General features: G+C 42.6%; 18 protein-coding genes. 9 read left to right on the forward strand and 9 right to left on the reverse strand.

Annotated elements, in window-relative coordinates:
• Nucleotides 1–179 precede the first annotated feature (179 nt).
• Entirely contained in the window at nucleotides 180–647 is a 468-nt protein-coding gene (locus L3V31_RS12225) for a hypothetical protein (protein ID WP_237316299.1), read from the forward strand.
• A gap of 117 nt (nucleotides 648–764) precedes the next feature.
• The gene (locus tag L3V31_RS12230) at nucleotides 765–2048 is read left to right on the forward strand and encodes a hypothetical protein (RefSeq protein WP_237316300.1); all 1284 of its coding nucleotides are present in this window, start codon (nucleotides 765–767) and stop codon (nucleotides 2046–2048) included.
• Between the two features lie 42 nt (nucleotides 2049–2090).
• Here L3V31_RS12230 and L3V31_RS12235 read toward each other — a convergent pair whose 3' ends face one another.
• The 4 genes from L3V31_RS12235 to L3V31_RS12250 form a co-directional block, all read right to left on the reverse strand.
• Nucleotides 2091–2249 carry a hypothetical protein gene (locus L3V31_RS12235; RefSeq protein ID WP_237316301.1) on the reverse strand — a complete coding sequence of 53 codons (159 nt, stop codon included), beginning with the start codon at nucleotides 2247–2249 and terminating at the stop codon, nucleotides 2091–2093.
• 37 nt (nucleotides 2250–2286) lie between these two features.
• Nucleotides 2287–3246 carry a zeta toxin family protein gene (locus tag L3V31_RS12240; protein ID WP_237316302.1) on the reverse strand — a complete coding sequence of 320 codons (960 nt, stop codon included), beginning with the start codon at nucleotides 3244–3246 and terminating at the stop codon, nucleotides 2287–2289.
• Nucleotides 3247–3610: 364 nt separating this feature from the next.
• A complete protein-coding gene (locus tag L3V31_RS12245) occupies nucleotides 3611–4471 on the reverse strand; it encodes a DUF4062 domain-containing protein (RefSeq protein WP_237316303.1) in 861 nt (286 codons plus the stop codon).
• Between the two features lie 63 nt (nucleotides 4472–4534).
• Nucleotides 4535–4993 carry a hypothetical protein gene (locus L3V31_RS12250; RefSeq protein WP_237316304.1) on the reverse strand — a complete coding sequence of 153 codons (459 nt, stop codon included), beginning with the start codon at nucleotides 4991–4993 and terminating at the stop codon, nucleotides 4535–4537.
• A 246-nt stretch (nucleotides 4994–5239) separates the two neighbouring features.
• On the opposite strand from L3V31_RS12250, the gene L3V31_RS12255 reads away from it, so the two are divergent.
• Nucleotides 5240–6262: a tyrosine-type recombinase/integrase gene (locus tag L3V31_RS12255; protein ID WP_237316305.1), complete on the forward strand. Its 1023-nt coding sequence runs from the start codon at nucleotides 5240–5242 to the stop codon at nucleotides 6260–6262.
• A gap of 237 nt (nucleotides 6263–6499) precedes the next feature.
• Here L3V31_RS12255 and L3V31_RS12260 read toward each other — a convergent pair whose 3' ends face one another.
• Nucleotides 6500–6835 carry a Grx4 family monothiol glutaredoxin gene (locus L3V31_RS12260; RefSeq protein WP_237316306.1) on the reverse strand — a complete coding sequence of 112 codons (336 nt, stop codon included), beginning with the start codon at nucleotides 6833–6835 and terminating at the stop codon, nucleotides 6500–6502.
• A 284-nt stretch (nucleotides 6836–7119) separates the two neighbouring features.
• Between L3V31_RS12260 and sodB the strand changes: the two genes are divergently transcribed.
• The 3 genes from sodB (at nucleotide 7120) to L3V31_RS12275 (ending at nucleotide 9230) form a co-directional block, all read left to right on the forward strand.
• Nucleotides 7120–7704, forward strand: a complete 585-nt coding sequence (sodB, locus tag L3V31_RS12265) for a superoxide dismutase [Fe] (protein ID WP_237316307.1) — start codon at nucleotides 7120–7122, stop codon at nucleotides 7702–7704.
• Between the two features lie 156 nt (nucleotides 7705–7860).
• Nucleotides 7861–8364: a VC2046/SO_2500 family protein gene (locus L3V31_RS12270; RefSeq protein WP_237316308.1), complete on the forward strand. Its 504-nt coding sequence runs from the start codon at nucleotides 7861–7863 to the stop codon at nucleotides 8362–8364.
• Between the two features lie 182 nt (nucleotides 8365–8546).
• Nucleotides 8547–9230, forward strand: coding sequence for an SDR family oxidoreductase (locus tag L3V31_RS12275; protein WP_237316309.1), 684 nt, complete (start codon nucleotides 8547–8549; stop codon nucleotides 9228–9230).
• 154 nt (nucleotides 9231–9384) lie between these two features.
• Here the strand turns inward: L3V31_RS12275 and adhE are convergent, their stop codons facing one another.
• Nucleotides 9385–12087 (reverse strand): bifunctional acetaldehyde-CoA/alcohol dehydrogenase, encoded by a 2703-nt coding sequence (gene adhE, locus L3V31_RS12280; RefSeq protein WP_237316310.1) that lies wholly within the window; start codon nucleotides 12085–12087, stop codon nucleotides 9385–9387.
• 699 nt (nucleotides 12088–12786) lie between these two features.
• Between adhE and L3V31_RS12285 the strand changes: the two genes are divergently transcribed.
• Together L3V31_RS12285 and L3V31_RS12290 are read left to right on the forward strand one after the other, a co-directional pair.
• The gene (locus L3V31_RS12285) at nucleotides 12787–13425 is read left to right on the forward strand and encodes a YchE family NAAT transporter (protein WP_237316311.1); all 639 of its coding nucleotides are present in this window, start codon (nucleotides 12787–12789) and stop codon (nucleotides 13423–13425) included.
• A gap of 35 nt (nucleotides 13426–13460) precedes the next feature.
• Complete coding sequence (locus tag L3V31_RS12290; protein WP_237316312.1) at nucleotides 13461–14330, forward strand: ion transporter; 870 nt, start codon at nucleotides 13461–13463, stop codon at nucleotides 14328–14330.
• A gap of 60 nt (nucleotides 14331–14390) precedes the next feature.
• On the opposite strand, the gene L3V31_RS12295 is transcribed toward L3V31_RS12290, so the two are convergent.
• Both L3V31_RS12295 and asd read right to left on the reverse strand, forming a co-directional pair.
• The gene (locus tag L3V31_RS12295) at nucleotides 14391–14912 is read right to left on the reverse strand and encodes a type II secretion system protein (RefSeq protein ID WP_237316313.1); all 522 of its coding nucleotides are present in this window, start codon (nucleotides 14910–14912) and stop codon (nucleotides 14391–14393) included.
• Nucleotides 14913–15030: 118 nt separating this feature from the next.
• Nucleotides 15031–16146 (reverse strand): aspartate-semialdehyde dehydrogenase, encoded by a 1116-nt coding sequence (asd, locus tag L3V31_RS12300; RefSeq protein WP_237316314.1) that lies wholly within the window; start codon nucleotides 16144–16146, stop codon nucleotides 15031–15033.
• Between the two features lie 431 nt (nucleotides 16147–16577).
• Here asd and nhaC point away from each other — a divergent pair, with 431 nt between their 5' ends.
• The gene (gene nhaC, locus L3V31_RS12305) at nucleotides 16578–18011 is read left to right on the forward strand and encodes a Na+/H+ antiporter NhaC (RefSeq protein WP_237316315.1); all 1434 of its coding nucleotides are present in this window, start codon (nucleotides 16578–16580) and stop codon (nucleotides 18009–18011) included.
• Between the two features lie 68 nt (nucleotides 18012–18079).
• Here nhaC and L3V31_RS12310 read toward each other — a convergent pair whose 3' ends face one another.
• Nucleotides 18080–19252 carry a chemotaxis protein gene (locus L3V31_RS12310; RefSeq protein WP_237316316.1) on the reverse strand — a complete coding sequence of 391 codons (1173 nt, stop codon included), beginning with the start codon at nucleotides 19250–19252 and terminating at the stop codon, nucleotides 18080–18082.
• Between the last annotated feature and the right edge of the window lie 92 nt (nucleotides 19253–19344).

Raw genomic sequence — 19344 nt, forward strand, 5'->3', positions numbered from 1 at the left:
ATTGGCTGTCACCTCTCAAGTTATAGATTGGGCAAATAGCTTTCTAAAAGCATTTAAAAAGATTTCAGAAAAACATAACCAAAGTGCTGTGTCTCTTATGGAAGGAGAGTGAAAGTAGTTTGCCGCATAGCGGTGACATTAAGAAAAAAATAATTATTAATTGGCTAGGAATAAAAATTATGAAGCAACTAATACCAATGGCTTTAGGCTTAGCTCTAGTAACTTCACAAGCTCAAGCTGCTAGTGCTTATGAACTATCAGATATGAACGACTGCGAACTAGCAGGTCGTATGCTCCAAGACACGACCCCGTATCTTGAAAAGGCCATGTCGCTGGCATCCTCAAAAGACTACAAAGAAGTGGCCGAGTGGCGCGCCAAAGTGTTCAACCCTGCGATGACGAAAATTGAAACACATTATGGTGTTTATGACGCAGCAACTCGCTACCAAGACAAGCCGATATCTCGCGAAGTAAGCTCTGAGTTTGTCATCCGTACTAAGCTATTCGTTCAAGAAGTGTATAACAGTGTTCGCAACAACGGCGATAAAGCCGGTATGACCGAGCAATGGAAAATGATGCGAGTGCCAGTTGAAAAGTTTTCTAGCGAATGTGAAGGGCAAAGCTTCACAGCTTCTGGTGCAAAATAGATCTCAGGGTAACTTTAACTTAAAGCAAATCATCTGAGGTTTAAAAGCTAACAAAATGGCTTTGTTATAGTATTAAGTGTATTGAGCAACAAGCCAACGAAAATATAAAGGTAAGTAATGACAGCTGAAGTAGCAGTGTACAACAAATCAGCGGTTGCACTCGCAGCAGATTCTGCCTCCACCATTTCAGGTGGCAGAATGCACAAAATTTACAACAACGCAGAAAAGTTATTCGCTCTTACTAAATTTCATCCTGTTGGAATTATGGTATTTGGCGCTGGCGACTTCATCGATACTCCCTGGGAATTGATAATAAAAACGTATCGTAAAAACTTGGGCGAAAAGTCATTTCCGACACTTGGTGATTACGTTCAAGATTTCATTTCCTACATTCCTTGCTTTATTGAGAAATTACCATGGAGTCATACTAGATATTTAAAAGAGACGATCATGGGATATTACGAGTACGTTGAATCTAAGATTGAGGCTGGCTCCTCTTTTGAAGAAGACGCAGACTCTTTGATTTCTGTTTTTTTGGATGAAGCTAAAGACCTAACCGATGAAAAATCTGTCTACTTAGAGTTTTTTTCGTCCGCAGATGTCACACCTACACAAAAACTCCTGCGTCCCATTATCGATGAGTTAATGACTCTAATCGGCTTCAATGAGTTACCACGTGGTCAAAAAAGCAAATTCCGGTCAAGCTTCCTTAAGTTCGCCACTTACGCTCTACTTAAGGAGCATAATTTTGACAGCGCTACATCTGGGCTAGTATTTGCCGGGTATGGTGAAGACCAATACTTACCTGAAATCTATACGTTTGAAATAAAAGGAATGCATTTAGGTAAACTTCGCTCTGTTCTAATTGAAGATAAGTGTGCAGAGCAAGGTGAAGCTGGAATTGTTCCATTCGCTCAGCAGTCTGAAGTCGAATCTTTCATGCAAGGGGTTACGGATCATCACGTTAACCACTTTTTTCACTTGGCGACTCAACACATTACTAGAGAAGCTCTAATTAAATTCATTGAAATCCTGGATGAGCTAGACGATATCGATGATAAAACAAGAGAAAAAGCGACCGATAAAATGTTTGCTTCGCTAGTTAAGAATCAAAATACCCTTAAAAAGGAGCTACTTGACGACATCCGAGAGAACCACGTAGATAAAATTGTTTCCATGATAGAGCACCTACCAAAAAACGAATTGTCATACATGGCAGAGTCTCTGGTTAATCTAACTGCATTTAAACGTAAGGTTTCTTATGAAACAGATACGGTTGGAGGTCCAATTGATGTTGCGGTTATATCAAAAGGCGATGGCTTTGTTTGGATTAAGCGAAAACACTATTATCCAAGTGAACTAAACCAAGAGCACCACCTTCAACATAAATACGGAGAATAAAAAAAGCACCTATTTAGGTGCTTTTTTTATAGTAATTTCTTCTTATGACTGACGCTGAGCTTCGAAATTCTTTCTAATTTGCTCAGGTGTTAGACCGCTAAAACTTCCAAGCATAGACTTTACTTCTGCTTTGTCTTTATCACTATGCCGTGTACGCATCCGCTCTCGCGCTGCTGCAATCCTTTTCTCGAGACTTTTCATATCATGCCACCCTTAATGTTGTTCAAAGCAGTATAGACTATATCGTATCGCTCAACCACCACTCACAATCCGATGAAATGTTAACCACCTCACAAGGCTTTCCCTTATCTACATCACTGCTTAAGTGTAGGTAAGATTCCCATTTTTGTTCAGTGACGAGTTTTTTATAAACTTTCAATGGTTTGTCTTCATACTTTTCAATAACAGACATGGGAATATACCTTTTGGTATCTTTGTAACGGTTAATAGCCCGCAACAAGGCCTTTTCCGGAGCAAGCCACACCAAACCTAGTGAAACTTTGTATTTCATTGATTCTAAGAATTTTTTTAGCTCCAAAATAGTTTCATATTCTGAACCTATTTTCGGAATAATCATGTTATATCCGAACCCTAAGCACGCTGCAAGCGGCCCACCTTCACTATTAAACACAACATTGTTTGACTCTTCATGAGTCCAACCTGCTCCGTTAGGGAAAGCTATTTCTGGAAACTTTCTTTTCGCAAAATCTGAATCGATAATATGTGCTCCCATATTATCCGACATTTTCTGAGCGACACCCGATTTACCTGATGCTGGCAATCCTAATATTATGATGGCTTGACGGTCACTTCTTTTGTCTACTCGAGGCACACAACCACCCAGACCAATACGAATATCATCATCATTCTCAGGAATCTTTTGTGTAACGAGCTCTCTGGCAATTTGAGCTCTTAACGCATGTCTAGCTTTATCGCTTTCATACCACGCATTAAAATCATATCCAGCTGCAATTCGATCAATTAGGCAAATTTCACGAGCTAAAACCTGAGTTTCCCAGCAGCCATTTTTAAAGCCAACCTTTTTCAGGAGCTTTTCCATTACCAAGATTTCATCGAAAGCGTCCGAGTCATACTCAGCATTATCTACAGTATCAATCCTACCCTGTTCGAGAACGACCGAGGCTGATGACTCCTGAGATTCTTTTTTTTGAAAGACTTGCCAAAACTTATTCAACATTTCTAGACCAAAGTAAGAGTTTCACATCAGTATCTTATCAGTATTATGGAGTATACTAACACTAAACACCATCTCTTATATTTGGCCAATAACGACTGTTAGAAATCTTGAAGACAGTAACAAAAAGCCTTGGCTCTGTGAGTGTTATCCACTGGACTGAACGGGTAAACGCGTTTGCAACCGCTTCGCTACCAAAGGTGAAACGACTAACGTTTTACGTCATACTTTCGCGATTCACTTCATGACGAATAGCAGCAATGTTCTTAATTCACTTTGTGTTAAATTGGTCCATGTTAAAGCAATACTTCAAGCCTAGACAAAAAAATCCAGCATAGTTTTAAATAGAAATTAGTTATCTAATACTTCATATGTTCTTAGACATTTTTAGTATGTCGGCATATTCGTACCCAGAGTGAGTCACTTTGAAAATCTGACCTTTAGTACCTACTGGTTCAACAAACCCATTATCTTTTATGCAATTTAACGCTGCATCCCACCTAGCAACCTCCCGTGCAGAGCCATCTATTAAAAGTTGCTTGCCATTAGTCTGCATCGTACTACCACTCAGATATTCCACTCTCAAAATTGTGCCATTACTATCATTAGATGCTTCTATTAATAACTCTTGGGCGTCTTCACTCAATTCAACTCTCACTGGTTCGGGATACCCACCAAACAGATCAACAAATACTGGATCTTCTTTTTGAAAGCCTACGAATGGATCTTGTCTATTAGCTCTAAAAACTAAAGCATCATTGATAATTGAGGTGAAAGCATCAAGAGTTTCATAAGGTGAAACCAATCCTTTATCAAAGCACTCTTGTTTAAATACCATTAATTTTTGGTACTGCTCTGGATCTACTGAGCCCATCTGAACAGGTTGTTCTGAAAAGCAAATCATTGCTGGTTTACCTTTGTTTATATGCTCTCTAATTTCTTCGAGTGTGCCACTTTCATGATTACCAGTTGGTGTACCAATTCTGGTCCAAAACATACCTATCAAAAAATCGGCATCTTGTAAGATTTGTTTATTCAGAATTCCTTGAGCTCTATCCCCCATCGCTGGGTACGAGTGGGACTCCCAACCTATAGCTTGTAAAATAATCCCGGTTTTCTCAGAGTGTAAATCGTTCCATTTATTGATTACCTCTCGAGCAATTTTTCGTTCCGTTGCAACATCGCTCGGCGATGCCAAAAACACTTTATATACATGCGCAGTGAACATTATTTATCCTTCTAGAAAACTAACACTTAAACCATATATACTTAAGATTCAATTAACTATATGTCACTCACAATTACTAAGATAACCAGGTTCTACATTTGGCACGTTCGACCGTAAGTAACTAGTCTCACATGAAGAGCACTTTAGCTCTCGTATCTTTGATGGTACGCGATGTAGAGGATGAGCTTTATGTTTAGTGTTCCAACAATTAATACAATATGGTTGCCCTATAGGTTCTCCACTATCATTTTTTAGATACATACCATCCTTATATCGAGTAATTTCTTCCTTAAATCGGAAGCTTTCCTCCAACTCTCTGATACGCTCATCCTTTTGTATGATCAGCTCTTGGATATCCACTAGATCCATTTTCGCATCAGCTAATAAGCTCAGTAGCTCTGCTAAGCGAAGCTTTGTTTCAGCTTTTTCTAAAGTTAAATCACTATCCTTTACGATCTTCGCTAAATCAATTGCGGTTTTAATACTACCCAAAGCTGCTCCAAAAGCTGCGACATCTGGCATGACATTGCTCCTCACTCATGAAAGTCCGACTTTTCATCAACCATATCGTTATCACATTCACCATAGTGCAATCTTTTGTATAGACATACAAATTCAATTGGTTACATAGCTCAAAGTTTTGGATATAAAGCAATATCCATTTCCAACGGTATCGTTGTCATTCTTGTTCGTTCACTATCAACTTAAACATTGCAAAATCTCTGACATGAAAATACTGTATATAAAGACAGTTAATTTAATACCATCATGACGATACGAAACCTTAAAGACGGCAGTAAAAAACCTTGGCTTTGTGAGTGCTACCCGCAAGGCCGCGCTGGTAAACGCGTCCGTAAACGCTTCGCGACCAAAGGAGAAGCGACCGCTTTTGAACTTCATCTAATGAAAGAGGTGGATGACAAGCCGTGGCTGGGTTCTAAACCTGATCACCGTCGATTATCTGATTTAGTCGAACTATGGTTTAAGCTGCATGGTAAGAATCTCAAGTCTGGCGAACATACACGCCTACGCCTAGAAAGCATGGTTTTAGACTTGGGCAACCCTATCGCTTCACATCTTAATTCCAAGCAACTCGCGACTTACCGTTCTAGCCGTTCTAACAAAGGTCGTGGCCAACAACACAAAGAACTTTCCATTGCTTCGAATAATGTGGACTTTGGGTTACTCAAAGCGTTGTTCAATAAGTTGATTAAGCTTGGAGAGTGGAAACTGCCTAATCCGGTTGATGGTATTGAGGCAATCAAAAAGCCGGAATCTGAACTGGCGTTCCTGACCGAACAGGAAATTCGACACTTATTTGAAGTTGCTGAACAAAGCCCTATTGGTGATGAGCTAACGAAGATATATAAGGTTTGCCTGGCGACTGGTGCGCGTATCAGGGAAGCGATTTATCTGAAGGGTTCTAACCTGACGAAATACCGCATTACCTACAACAATACCAAAGGCAAACGAAATAGAACGGTACCGATTTCTGAAGAGTTGTATAACCAAATCTATAGGCCAACCAATGATCGCCTTTTCACTTGCGGTTACGGCGTGGCGTACAAATGGCTGACTAAAGCCCTTCCCCACTTGCCAGAAGGTCAAGCGACTCACGTCTTACGTCATACGTTCGCGAGCCACTTCATGTCTAATGGCGGCAACATTCTTGTATTGAAGGAAATCCTCGGACATCAGCATATCGATCACACAATGATTTACGCGCACTTTTCACCAAACCATTTGAGTGATGCAGTGAGGTTTAATCCGCTTACGGCTCTCAGTATCTAGCCGAAAAAATGGCGACAAAGTGGCGGCAGAGGTCAGTTTTTGTCGGTATTTATAGGTTATCACCAGATTTATGTGATTGAATAAGTCTTTATATAACAAGGAATAGCAAGGGTTGGAGGGGTTTCTAAGGATTATGAGACATAATAAAGCTTTATGTTCATTACACTACCCTAAAAAATAAAAAAGGAGCCAGTGCGGCTCCCTCGTATTCTATCGCTAAATGTGAGTATTTACGAATTACTCAGCTTCACCTTCAGCGCGTGCTGCAGCTTCTTTAATTAGCGGCTGAAGTTCACCTTTCTGGTACATTTCCAGAATGATGTCACAACCACCAATTAGCTCACCCTCAATCCATAGTTGTGGGAAAGTTGGCCATTGTGCGTATTTTGGTAGCTCAGCGCGGATGTCTGGGTTTTGTAGAATGTCTACGTAAGCGAACTTCTCACCACATGCCATAAGAGCTTGTGACGCTTGAGAAGAGAAACCACAGCTTGGCAGTTTAGGTGATCCTTTCATGTACAGCAGGATAGAGTTTTCAGAAATCTGCTGTTTGATTTTGTCGATAGTTTCCATCGCTTCCTCATTCATAGGTATTAACTTTGTTTATCTGTCACATTCTACTCAATAACAGCAGAATAAAAACCATATAATTATTATGGTTTAAACTAAGCTTGTTTAATGAGCTAAGATTCATCGCGTCGTCACAGCTAACATCTTAAAATATTTTCATATCGGGGTTTTAATAAAGTAAAAACTTGCTAAAATACCTAGCAAGTCAGTCGTACCGACTCAGAACGAATAAAAAACACTGGAAGCAATCGAAAGGTTACCCTTTCATATCAATGGAGAATCGAGTAATGGCATTTGAACTACCAGCTCTTCCTTACGCGAAAGACGCACTAGAACCACACATCTCAGCAGAGACTCTAGATTACCACCACGGTAAGCACCACAACACTTACGTAGTTAAGCTAAACGGTCTTATCCCTGGTACTGAGTTCGAAGGCAAAACACTAGAAGAGATCATCAAGACTTCTACTGGTGGCGTATTCAACAACGCTGCTCAAATCTGGAACCACACGTTCTACTGGCACTGTCTAGCTCCAAACGCGGGCGGCGAGCCAACTGGCGCAGTTGCTGATGCAATCAACGCAGCATTCGGTTCTTTCGAAGAATTCAAAGCGAAGTTCACTGATGCAGCAATCAACAACTTCGGTTCTTCATGGACTTGGCTAGTTAAGAAGGCTGACGGTTCTCTAGACATCGTTAACACTTCTAACGCAGGTACTCCTCTAACAGAAGAAGGTGTAACTCCACTTCTAACTGTTGACCTATGGGAACACGCTTACTACATCGATTACCGCAACGTACGTCCTGATTACATGAACGGCTTCTGGGCTCTTGTAAACTGGGATTTCGTAGCAGAGAACCTAGCGAAGTAATTGACTTCCCCCTAGTTCAATTTAGTCTTATGCAAAAGCTCGCTAATACAGCGGGCTTTTTTATTGCCGCTCCCAAAGTCATACTCACTTAATATCTTCTATTTTCTAAAGTTCTTCCGTGATACGCCGCTATAAAAGCATCTGACGAGGAACACCATGCAAATTCATACTTTAGACAAAGCAGCAATTATCAACGAACTACAGTTCGGTAACGGTATTAGTCATGCCGTTCATGAAGGTCGCCGTTCTGATTTTGCTCTAATTTTGTCTATGTTCTCTAACGATGTTCGTGACGTCGTTCCTGTTGAAGAAGTTAAAGAAGTAAAGACAAGTGATGAGATCCTACGTCAGCAATTTTTTCTATCTCAACCACAAATTTTGCGATCAGACAGCAGCAGTTATGAACTCGCGGCAGAACAAGCTAAACAGTTTCACGATTCTGGATTGCCGTCCGCGAAGCTTAGCCATTACCTAAAACCAGATGCTTTAACCTATCTACCGGAAGACACTTTTAACCTTCCCGAAGAGGTCTACCATAATCTATCAGGGCATGAACGACGTCGTTTAGGAAAAAGAAATCAGGCACTTATTTCTGATGCAGGGTTGTATCATCAGCTTGTCGCCGCTCAGCGCCAATACCAGATCCAAGCCCAGGCTTAGTGTTCAACTTTTCACCTGGTGATTACAGTTGTAACACATACGAAATGTGACGACTTACTAATTCCCATACAATAGTCTTCCCTCAAAAGCGTTAGTTTGAAGCCTTTCACACTGAGCCGTTTGAATTTAATCCATGCTGTTAGCACAAACCACTGGTTTATACGGAGCAGTGAAGGTGTTTTATGGATATCAAAGAATCAATTATACTCGTCACATCAGCAGGTTCAGTCATTGGCAGAACATGCTCTAGCCACTTTGCCCACCTCGGTGCCACATTGATTCTATGTGATCAAAACGCTGACACGCTTAAGGCAAGTTACGAGGAAATTAGCGCGTTTACCAATAAGGTTTTCGCTATGCATGTATGCAGTGATGACACGACTTCTATCAATTTATTGTTTGACCAAATTGAGTCTGAACTTGGTGCTACACCAGATGTGGTAGTCAATTGCTGGACCAGCTCCCCAATGCCAAGCTTAATGGCACCAGAACCAATGAGTACATACATCGATCATTTGTCTTCTGCTGCTCGTTTTCTTTATACCTATGGACAGGTTGCCGCAGATCGTTTCCGCAACAGGAACAAGAAAGGGGTGATTGTTAACGTAATTTCGCATGATAACCATGAAGATCTGACCGGCGTAGAAAGCTTGGCAGCGTTGGTATCCGGATTCACTCATAGCTGGGCAAAAGAGCTGACTCCATTCAATATCCGAGTCGGTGGTGTAATCCCATCGATCACTCATACCAAAGAAGATTTAGACGAAATACATTGGGCGGAAATACAAGACGAGCTCGTGCGCAATACCGAGTACATTGTCGCGAATGATTATTTCAGCGGAAGAGTCGTATCTACCGAAGTCTAAAAAGTGAACTCTGTTTGATTCGTTCTCAATATGGGAATACACATCAATACTGAACAAAGATGATAAAAAAAGCCCCAGTCAAATGACTGGGGCTTTTAACTTTTCCCGATTAAGGTTTCGTGCTAGCGAAAACCTTGTTCAAAACAACGCTTACTTACGCGTCAGCTTTTTCTTTTTTAGCTTTAGCCGCAGGTTTAGCTGCTTCTTGGTCTGCTTTCTTCTTGATTACAGTAGTACCTTCGAAAGTTTCACCTTCAACGAAAGCTTTACCGTAGTAAGAAGCAGTCAGAACTTCTTTCAACTCACTGATTAGTGGGTAACGTGGGTTCGCACCTGTACATTGGTCATCGAACGCTTCAACCGCTAGCTCATCCAGTTTCGCGAAGAAGTCTGCTTCAGCAACACCAGCTGCTTGGATAGACATTGGGATGTCTAGGTTAGCTTTTAGCTCATCCATCCATGCTAGTAGACGTTCAATCTTCTGAGCAGTACGGTCACCAGCTTGGCTTAGGCCTAGGTGGTCAGCAACTTCAGCGTAACGACGACGTGCTTGTGGACGGTCGTATTGAGAGAACGCAGTTTGTTTAGTTGGGTTATCGTTCGCGTTGTAACGTACAACGTTAGAGATAAGCAGTGCGTTCGCCAAGCCGTGTGGAACGTGGAACTCAGCACCCAGTTTGTGCGCCATTGAGTGACAAACACCTAGGAATGCGTTCGCAAACGCTACACCAGCGATAGTTGCTGCGTTGTGTACTTTCTCACGAGCGATTGGGTCGTTTGCACCGTTCGCGTAGCTTGATGGTAGGTACTCTTTAAGCATCTTAAGCGCTTGTAGAGCCTGACCGTCAGAGTATTCGTTCGCAAGAACAGATACGTAAGCTTCTAGAGCGTGAGTTACTGCATCGTAACCACCGAATGCTGTTAGAGACTTAGGCATGTTCATAACTAGGTTAGCATCAACGATAGCCATGTTAGGCGTTAGCTCGTAGTCAGCTAGTGGGTATTTAGCACCAGTCTTGTCGTCAGTTACAACTGCGAATGGTGTAACTTCTGAACCCGTACCTGAAGTAGTAGTGATACATACAAGCTCAGCTTTTTGACCCATTTTAGGGAACTTGTAGATACGTTTACGGATATCCATAAAGCGCATTGCTAGTTCTTCAAAGTGAGTTTCTGGGTGCTCGTACATTACCCACATGATTTTCGCAGCATCCATTGGTGAACCACCACCTAGCGCTAGAATCACATCTGGTTGGTAGCTAGCCATTTGCGCCGCACCTTTCTCAACAACAGACAGTGTTGGGTCAGCTTCAACGTCGAAGAACGTTTGAACTTCCATGCCTTGTGCTTTTAGTAGTTTCACTACGTCGTCTGCATAACCGTTGTTGAATAGGAAACGGTCAGTTACAAGGAATGCGCGCTTCTTACCTTCTAGGTCGCCAAGAGCGATTGGAAGGCTACCACGACGGAAGTAGATTGACTTAGGTAGTTTATGCCACAACATGTTTTCAGCTCGCTTCGCAACAGTTTTCTTGTTGATTAGGTGTTTAGGACCTACGTTCTCAGAGATAGAGTTACCACCCCATGAACCACAACCTAGCGTTAGAGAAGGAGCAACGTTGAAGTTGTACAAGTCACCGATACCACCGTGAGTAGTCGGGATGTTGATTAGGATACGAGCCGTCTTCATCTTGTCACCGAAGTAACGGATACGGTCTGCGTTAACGTCTTGGTTAGTGTATAGACCAGAAGTGTGGCCGATACCGCCGATTTCAACCATAGTTACCGCTTGAGCAACCGCGTCTTCGAAGTTGTCAGCACGGAATAGACCTAGCGTTGGAGACAGTTTCTCGTGAGCGAATGCGTCGTCGTAAGAGACTTTACCCAGACCTTCACCAACAAGTACTTTAGTGTCTGCAGGAACTTTAACGCCTGCCATTTCAGCGATTGCAGCCGCTGGTTGACCAACGATTTTCGCGTTTAGTGCACCATCGATAAGAAGAACTTTGCGAACTTTTTCAGCTTCCGCTTTGTTTAGTACGTACGCTTTGTGAGTCGCGAAACGCTCTTTCACTTCGTCGTAAACTTCGTCAACTACGATAGCTGCCTGCTCAGAAGCACACACCACGCCGTTATCGAATGTTTTAGACATAAGGATAGAAGCCACTGCACGTTTGATGTCAGCTGTTTCGTCGATTACTACAGGAACGTTACCTGCACCTACACCGATTGCTGGCTTACCAGAAGAGTAAGCTGCTTTAACCATACCTGGACCACCAGTTGCAAGGATAAGTGCGATGTCATCGTGCTTCATCAAAGCGTTTGAAAGCTCAACAGAAGGCTGGTCGATCCAACCGATGATGTCTTTTGGTGCGCCTGCTGCTACCGCTGCATCTAGAACAAGTTTAGCTGCGTCGTTAGTTGAGTTTTTCGCACGTGGGTGTGGTGAGAAGATGATACCGTTACGAGTCTTCAGAGAGATAAGAGATTTGAAGATCGCTGTAGAAGTTGGGTTAGTTGTTGGTACGATACCGCAGATGATACCTACTGGTTCAGCGATAGTCATAGTACCTAGGTTGTCATCCTCTTCTAGGATGCCACAGGTTTGTTCGTCTTTGTATTTATTGTAGATAAATTCAGATGCAAAGTGGTTCTTGATTACTTTATCTTCAACAATACCCATACCAGATTCTTCAACCGCTTGCTGCGCTAGAGGAATACGAGCTTGGTTAGCTGCAAGAGAAGCAGCACGGAAGATTTTATCTACTTGCTCTTGAGAGTAAGTAGCGAACTCTTCTTGCGCTTTCTTAACGCGGGCAACCATTGCATCTAGTTCAGCCATATTAGTTACAGGCATAGGGATTCTCCTAAAATTAACAAATATTAAAAACTTTTTAGTAAGGCTATTGTTTATCTCTTTTCCTGCTTGTCAGCCACCTAACAAACAAACGACTTAGTAAATTGCTTTCATGGCTGAGTATAATGTTTCACAGTATGAAAAAAATTGACTTGGATCAGTTCTCACCCTCGAAATACCACCAAAGTGGTGCACACACCCAACGAGACAACATAAACAACTGATAAATAACCACTTTTAAATAAATTTTCATGGAACAAAAAAGCAGCAAACAGACAAAAAATTTAAATAAACAACACCAACCTGTAAAAAAGTTTCATTTTTAGACAAACAAATTACATGTAAGCCCAATTCCATGTGCTACTAATAGTATATCTAATAACTTCATAGCCCTGCAATCGCGCTTTATTATTGTCAAATGTGTGCGAATGTTAACGTTTATGTAAAACACAACTGTTAAACAATAGCACCCCACGCAACATTTGATTTGCAGATTAGATACAGTTTTTTAAAAAATTAGTTTTTCTCACAAATGGTATGGTAAATACGTTAGTTTTTTTCATTTCTACTCGATGGTGTTTTCAATTACATTTAGCGCCCAATGTCATATCGCCTGAGTTGAACATCTTTCATTTCAAACGATTTGACTACCCTACTCTCTCCTTTTTTCACTTATGTGAATTTTTATGAGAATGCACTATGCACACTTTCGAACTCGCTATTTTCTTACAGTTTTTTTTAGGTCTGGTTGCTGCCGTTAACCCTGTTGGCATCATGCCGGTATTCGTATCTCTTACCGGTCATATGACACCTGAAGAAAAGAGTAAAACAGCCACAACCGCAAACATCGCCGTTGCAATAATCCTTTGTACCTCGCTCCTCGCAGGCCAACTTCTACTGGACATGTTCAGCATCTCTCTGGATTCATTTAGAGTTGCAGGCGGTTTACTGCTGTTGAGCATCGCATTCTCGATGATGAGCGGTAAATTGGGTGAGGATAAACAAAATAAACAAGAGAAGTCGGAATACGTGAGTCGTGAACAGATCGGGGTTGTTCCTCTGGCTATGCCTCTAATGGCGGGACCCGGCGCGATCAGCTCAACCATCGTTTATGGAGCTCGCTACCCAACTATGCTAGATACTGTAGGCATTAGTATTACGATTGGTGTGTTTTGTTTCTGCTCGTGGTTACTGTTTCGCTCAGCTCCGTTGATTGTTCGATTCTTAGGGCAGACAGGCATCAACGTGATCACCCGTATTATGGGGTTGATCCTTGGTGCACTTGGTATTGAGTTCATCGCTAATGGACTACGTAATCTATTTCCCGGATTAGCCTGACTTTCCATAAGCTTGTATGATAGAGCGATTCAACCATGGATCGCTTTATCATGAAGACTCACTCTCTGAAAAATACGCTTTACGTTACTATTTTTGGTACGCATACCAAAGCTGGCCGTACTTTTGATATCGCATTAATTATCGCGATCTTAAGCTCTCTAGCCGTACTAGTCCTCGACTCAATTCCTGCCGTGCAGGCGGTATGGGCAAAGGAGCTAAAGTTCCTGGAGTACACTTTTACTGGCCTCTTTACCATTGAGTACCTTCTTCGCTTGTATTGCTCACCTAAACCTAGCGCTTATGCAAAAAGCTTCTACGGTGTGGTCGATTTACTGGCGATTCTGCCAACCTACTTAGTGCTGTTCTTTCCGTCAGCATCATTTATGGGCGTAATAAGAGCGCTTCGTGTGTTGCGTATATTCCGAATCTTAAAGTTAGTTCGTTATCTGCAAGACTCTAATGTTCTTCTTCGCTCGTTGCTCATGGCTCGCAGGAAAATATTCATATTTTTCAGTGCGGTTGCTATTCTCGTAACCATATTTGGGTCACTGATTTTTATCGTTGAAGGGCCTGATAACGGGTTTACTAGTATTCCGAAAAGTATTTACTGGGCCATTGTGACCATTACCACGGTTGGATATGGCGACTTGATCCCACAGACTAACTTAGGTAAAGCACTTGCTTCTATCACGATGTTGCTGGGCTATTCGATACTAGCGGTACCGACAGGGATTTTTACCGCAGAGCTGCATCAAGAAATGCAATCACACAAGCAATTAGTCAAGTGTCCTAACTGTTCTAAAGCGGGCCATGATCCAGATGCAATCTACTGCAAGCACTGTGGAAGTGAATTAGCTGACCCAGACAATCGGGTTGTATCGGTAGAAAAAAATAAACGCTCATAATGAGCGTTTATTGGCGGTGAGTTGGGTTGCAATACGTAATCTTAATAAAAGCGCACCGCATTAACAGCCATCGGTGAATACTTCAACTCGGTATTCTGCACCAACTTCCATTGCGGCAGTATATTTCACGTAGCAATTGCTATCTTCAATCGCCTTATTGAAATCGCTGATCGTTTCTTCATTCAACCATTCTGAACGGGTGACAATCCAAGTATCCGGATTCGCCACGCTACCATTATTGTGCGCAGCCCACACCCACTCTTTGCTCATATCGTGATATCCAGTATCGATCTGCAAGAAGCTTTCCATGCCGCCTCTGACGACAGAAGGATAGCCATATTGCACATAGCCATACCCTTCCACTAAGTAACGGGCTAAGTTTTCCTGACCTTCTACGGCAGTCTTACCAAACGCCAATTGAGCCGCGCTATTGACCGCGCCTGCAAGGCCTTGAACCACAGAACTTTTAGCATCACTTTGCAAATTGAGAAACCTTGGGGCGGCTACTACAGCCAATAAACCAAGAATCACGATCACAACCACTAATTCAATCAGGGTAAAACCCTTCGCTTTTCTCGACATTTTGAACTCCAGTCGTAAATTCGCTACGAAACTAATTGCCCAAGGTCAGGAGGCTGTCAGCAAAAAACAAAAAAGCGCCCATAAAGGCGCTTTTGATACTGGTTGTCTCAATTCTAAGCTATTTTTTTTCATCCAGAATGATACGCAGTGTACGGCGTAGTGGCTCTGCTGCACCCCAAAGCAGTTGGTCACCAACCGTAAATGCGTTCAGGAAGTCATCACCCATCGCCATCTTGCGCAGACGGCCAACTGGTACAGACATTGTGCCAGTAACTTTCGCTGGTGATAGCTCTTGAGCCGTGATGTCACGCTCGTTAGGAATCACTTTCACCCAGTCGTTATGAGTTGCGATGATTTCTTCGATCTCATCCATTGGGACATTTTGCTTCAGCTTGATAGTCAACGCTTGTGAGTGACAACGCATCGCACCGATACGCACACATGTACCGTCGATCGGTACTGGTGCATCTTGGAAACCTAGAATCTTGTTCGCTTCAACGGCCGCTTTCCACTCTTCTTTGCTCTGACCGTTATCGCGTTTTACATCGATCCACGGGATAAGTGAACCCGCTAGAGGCACACCAAACTTATCAGTTGGGAAAGAAGCGCTACGCATCGTATCGGCAACTTTCTTATCAATATCAAGGATTGAGCTTGCAGGGTTAGCAAGTTCTGAGCTTACAGAATCGTTGATCACACCCATTTGCGAGATCAGTTCACGCATGTTCTGTGCACCAGCGCCAGAAGCCGCTTGGTATGTCATCGCGCTTGTCCACTCAACCAAACCTTTCTCGAACAGACCACCAAGGCCCATTAGCATCAAGCTTACTGTACAGTTACCACCAACAAACGTGTTAGTACCACCGTGGATGCCTTGCTGGATTTGCTTAAGGTTAACAGGATCCAGTGTGATGATGGAATCTTCTGCCATACGCAGCGTAGATGCCGCATCAATCCAGTAGCCTTTCCAACCAGCTTGACGAAGTGCTGGGTAAACTTTTTCAGTGTAGCCACCACCTTGACACGTAATTACCGCATCAAGCTGTTTTAAACTTTCAATATCAAACGCGTCTTGTAGTAAGCCTGCGTCTCTTCCTAAGTTAGGAGCAGGAATACCAATTTGAGAAGTACTATAGAATACTGGTTCGATTAGATCGAAGTCTTTTTCTTCAACCATGCGCTGCATTAGGACTGAACCTACCATACCGCGCCAACCAACTAAACCAACTCTCATCGCCTTAACTCTCCATGTATTAAAAACCTCCCCCCATAGTTCAATTTTCGCAGAGAAATCTCAACCCCTATTTTGTAAATAAGCTCAATTTTTAATGTTTTCTTCCGAAAAATCGTACTAGAAGTGATTTTTACGCGTTTGCAGTTCGGGAATTCAGAATTTGCAAGTAGGAAAAGTTGTTTTATGACCAGATTGGTCTTACCACTCATTCACCCATAACATTTGAGGCACACTTTTTTCACACCACATAACATTTAACGCCAATTTAATTAAATAAAACAAGATAACAACTTCACATGCAAACGTTTAACCCGCACAGGATCAACATAAAACACCAAAAATTCGAAATATAAAACTTGTTACTGTATGTTATGTCGCAATTACAACAAGGAGCGCCTTCTTCTATTGCTCCACGATATACAGAGGCACGTATGAAGCAAGTTACAACACGCCTTCCTAACCTGATACAGGTATTTATCTCGTTAGGTTTATTCCTACTTTTGGCATTTTCGTTCACTGCTAAACTCGATCTTCCAATCCAACTGGCGCTGTACATTGGTTGGTTCATTATTATGCTATTGGGCATAAAGCTGGGTCATCAGTATAAAGACCTTGAAAAAGCAGCATTAAACGGCATTTCTAATGGCCTAGGTGCGGTTTTAATCCTCCTTGCCGTAGGTGCGCTTGTTGGCACCTGGATATCCGGTGGTATCGTTCCAACCATCATTTACTACGGTCTAAAAGCTATTCATCCGTCAATCTTTTTGCTTGCTACGATGATCATCTGTTCATTAACCGCATTAGCGACGGGGACATCTTGGGGTGCGGCAGGTACCGCAGGTATTGCGATGATGGGGATTGGTCAGGGTTTGGGAGTTCCAGCTCCGATTACGGCCGGTGCTGTTCTCTCTGGCTGTTACTTCGGAGATAAAATGTCACCACTGTCTGATTCCGTGATCCTTGCGTCTTCTATGTCTAACGTCGAAGTGATGGAGCATATCAAAGGTATGTTACCTATTGCGCTGATCAGCTACATCATCACTGGCATTATGTTCACGGCATTTGGCTTTCACTATGCAGGTCAAGTCGATATGAGTCAGGTAGACTCTGTGATCAAAGCCATGGAGCAACAGTTTTACATCACACCTTATTCGTTTGTGCCAGTGGTCATCGTGCTTGGCTTACTGGCGATGCGCATGCCTTCTTTCCCAGTTATTAGTTTTGGCTCTTTACTGGGTATCATCTGGGCAGTCATGATTCAGGACGTGGACTTTCTGACGGCGTTCAACACAGCGTGGGCGCCATTTGCTATTTCGTCTGGTGTTGATTTCATCGACTCAATCCTTAATCGAGGTGGTATGTCTTCAATGCTAGGCTCAGTCGCGGTTATCGTATTTGGTCTCGGCTTTGGTGGTTTGCTGGATAAAGTTGGTGTGCTAGAGACCATTGCGAAGCTATTTGAAAAACGTGTCCAAAGTCCAGGTTCACTTGCAACTAGCACCATTGGTACCGCGTTTATGGGTAACGTATTTGGTTCAGCAATGTACGTGTCTCTCATCCTGACGCCGAAAATCTGTGCCAAGAACTACGACCGTCTTGGTTACAAACGCAAAAACTTATCTCGTAACGCAGAGTTCGGCGGCACCTTAACCTCTGGTATGGTACCTTGGAGCGACAACGGCATTTACATGGCGAGTATCCTAGGCGTCGCTACCCTGTCTTACGCACCATTCATGTGGCTTAGCTTTGTTTGTATTATCGTAACCATCATCTGCTCTTACATGGGATGGTTCGTTGATAAGTGTGAACCAGTGGCAGAGCCTTCCGTACAAGAAGAAACGGAACTACAACAACAAACTGCCTAATATCGTTTACTGATATCAAATAAAAAAGAGCGCCATTGCGCTCTTTTTTTAAGCTGAATTCAGGTGATTCAGTCAAATGCGCTTTCTTTTACTTTAGGCTTGACTGATGCACGCTTACCAAGCAAATAGCCTAGTCCAAGCGGTGCAAAGAAGATAGCAATAATGAAGAGAATGAAATAGACAATGGTGCTTCTCACGAGCTCAATCAATTTTGTGATTGCTAGATCGACAACCTGTTGAGAGACGCGATCCATGTCTTGTGCAAATTTTTCTCTCTCATGAGTAATAATCAACGCGATTTCTTGACGCTCTCTCGCCACCATATCTTCCAGCGCCTGACGCTCTTCACCTAACTGCGATAAACGCGCTTCGGTTTTCAAATCGATATCATCAACCAGAGGCTGAAGTTCTACCGCCATTTGCTCAGCTAAATAACGCATATATTCTGGGTTGTTATCGATAAAATCTCTCATCGAATCGGCCGTCACTTGCAGACTATTTAGCGCCGAGTTGACTTTTTCAATGCTTGCTGAGCTATTTAATGCCAGTAGCTGCGCCTTCCACGTCATGATCTTTGGTGTTTGTTTAGACGCTAAACTTAATCTATCTGACACATCTCCCAGAGCTTCTGGCATTGTACCCAACGTCGTTACCGCTTCTTCCTCACTAATTTGAGAAAATTCCAACCACGCTCGATAGGCTGGCGTTCTGATCATACTCAGGTCAGAAAAGGGATGTTGCTTGACGAAATTAGCCACAAACGGTTTTGTATTGTCATACACTTCTTTTTTCAATACGGATTGAGCGAGCTTGTCGACTTCATACGCCAAATGTTCAGAGACTTTTTTGGCTTCATCCGTGGCAAACAGATCACTGCCTGCACCAGTAGCAAAAAACTCGTCGACTTGATGAGCGAATACCCAAGTATCAATCAAACCTGCCATTGGAGTGACCTGATAAGCCGAGGCCTGTAAGCCTTCTTCCGCGTTTATTTTCCATAACAGGATGTAAGATTGGTTAATTTGGTCATTGGGATCATACTTCGCTTCTAAAGAGTCAGCAGCTTGCTCTACCTGAGCAAAAAATTGCAACGCATATTCTCGCGTCAATATACGCATATTGAGCTCTTGCTTGGTAAGAGGAACGGTTTGGCTATCGATTTTCACTTCTAAAAGTGAGCATCCAGAAAGCATCATAGCCACACACATAACCATCATTGAAAATACTCGATGAGCAGACATGGTATTACCTTTAGTAAATTGGTGTAGAACAGGAATTAAGGCGAACTGAAAGAACAGTTCAAGTGCGCCTTTGAATACCTCAACCTCTAACG

This window comes from Vibrio sp. J1-1 (genome assembly GCF_021728395.1).
Classification (GTDB): Bacteria; Pseudomonadota; Gammaproteobacteria; order Enterobacterales; family Vibrionaceae; genus Vibrio.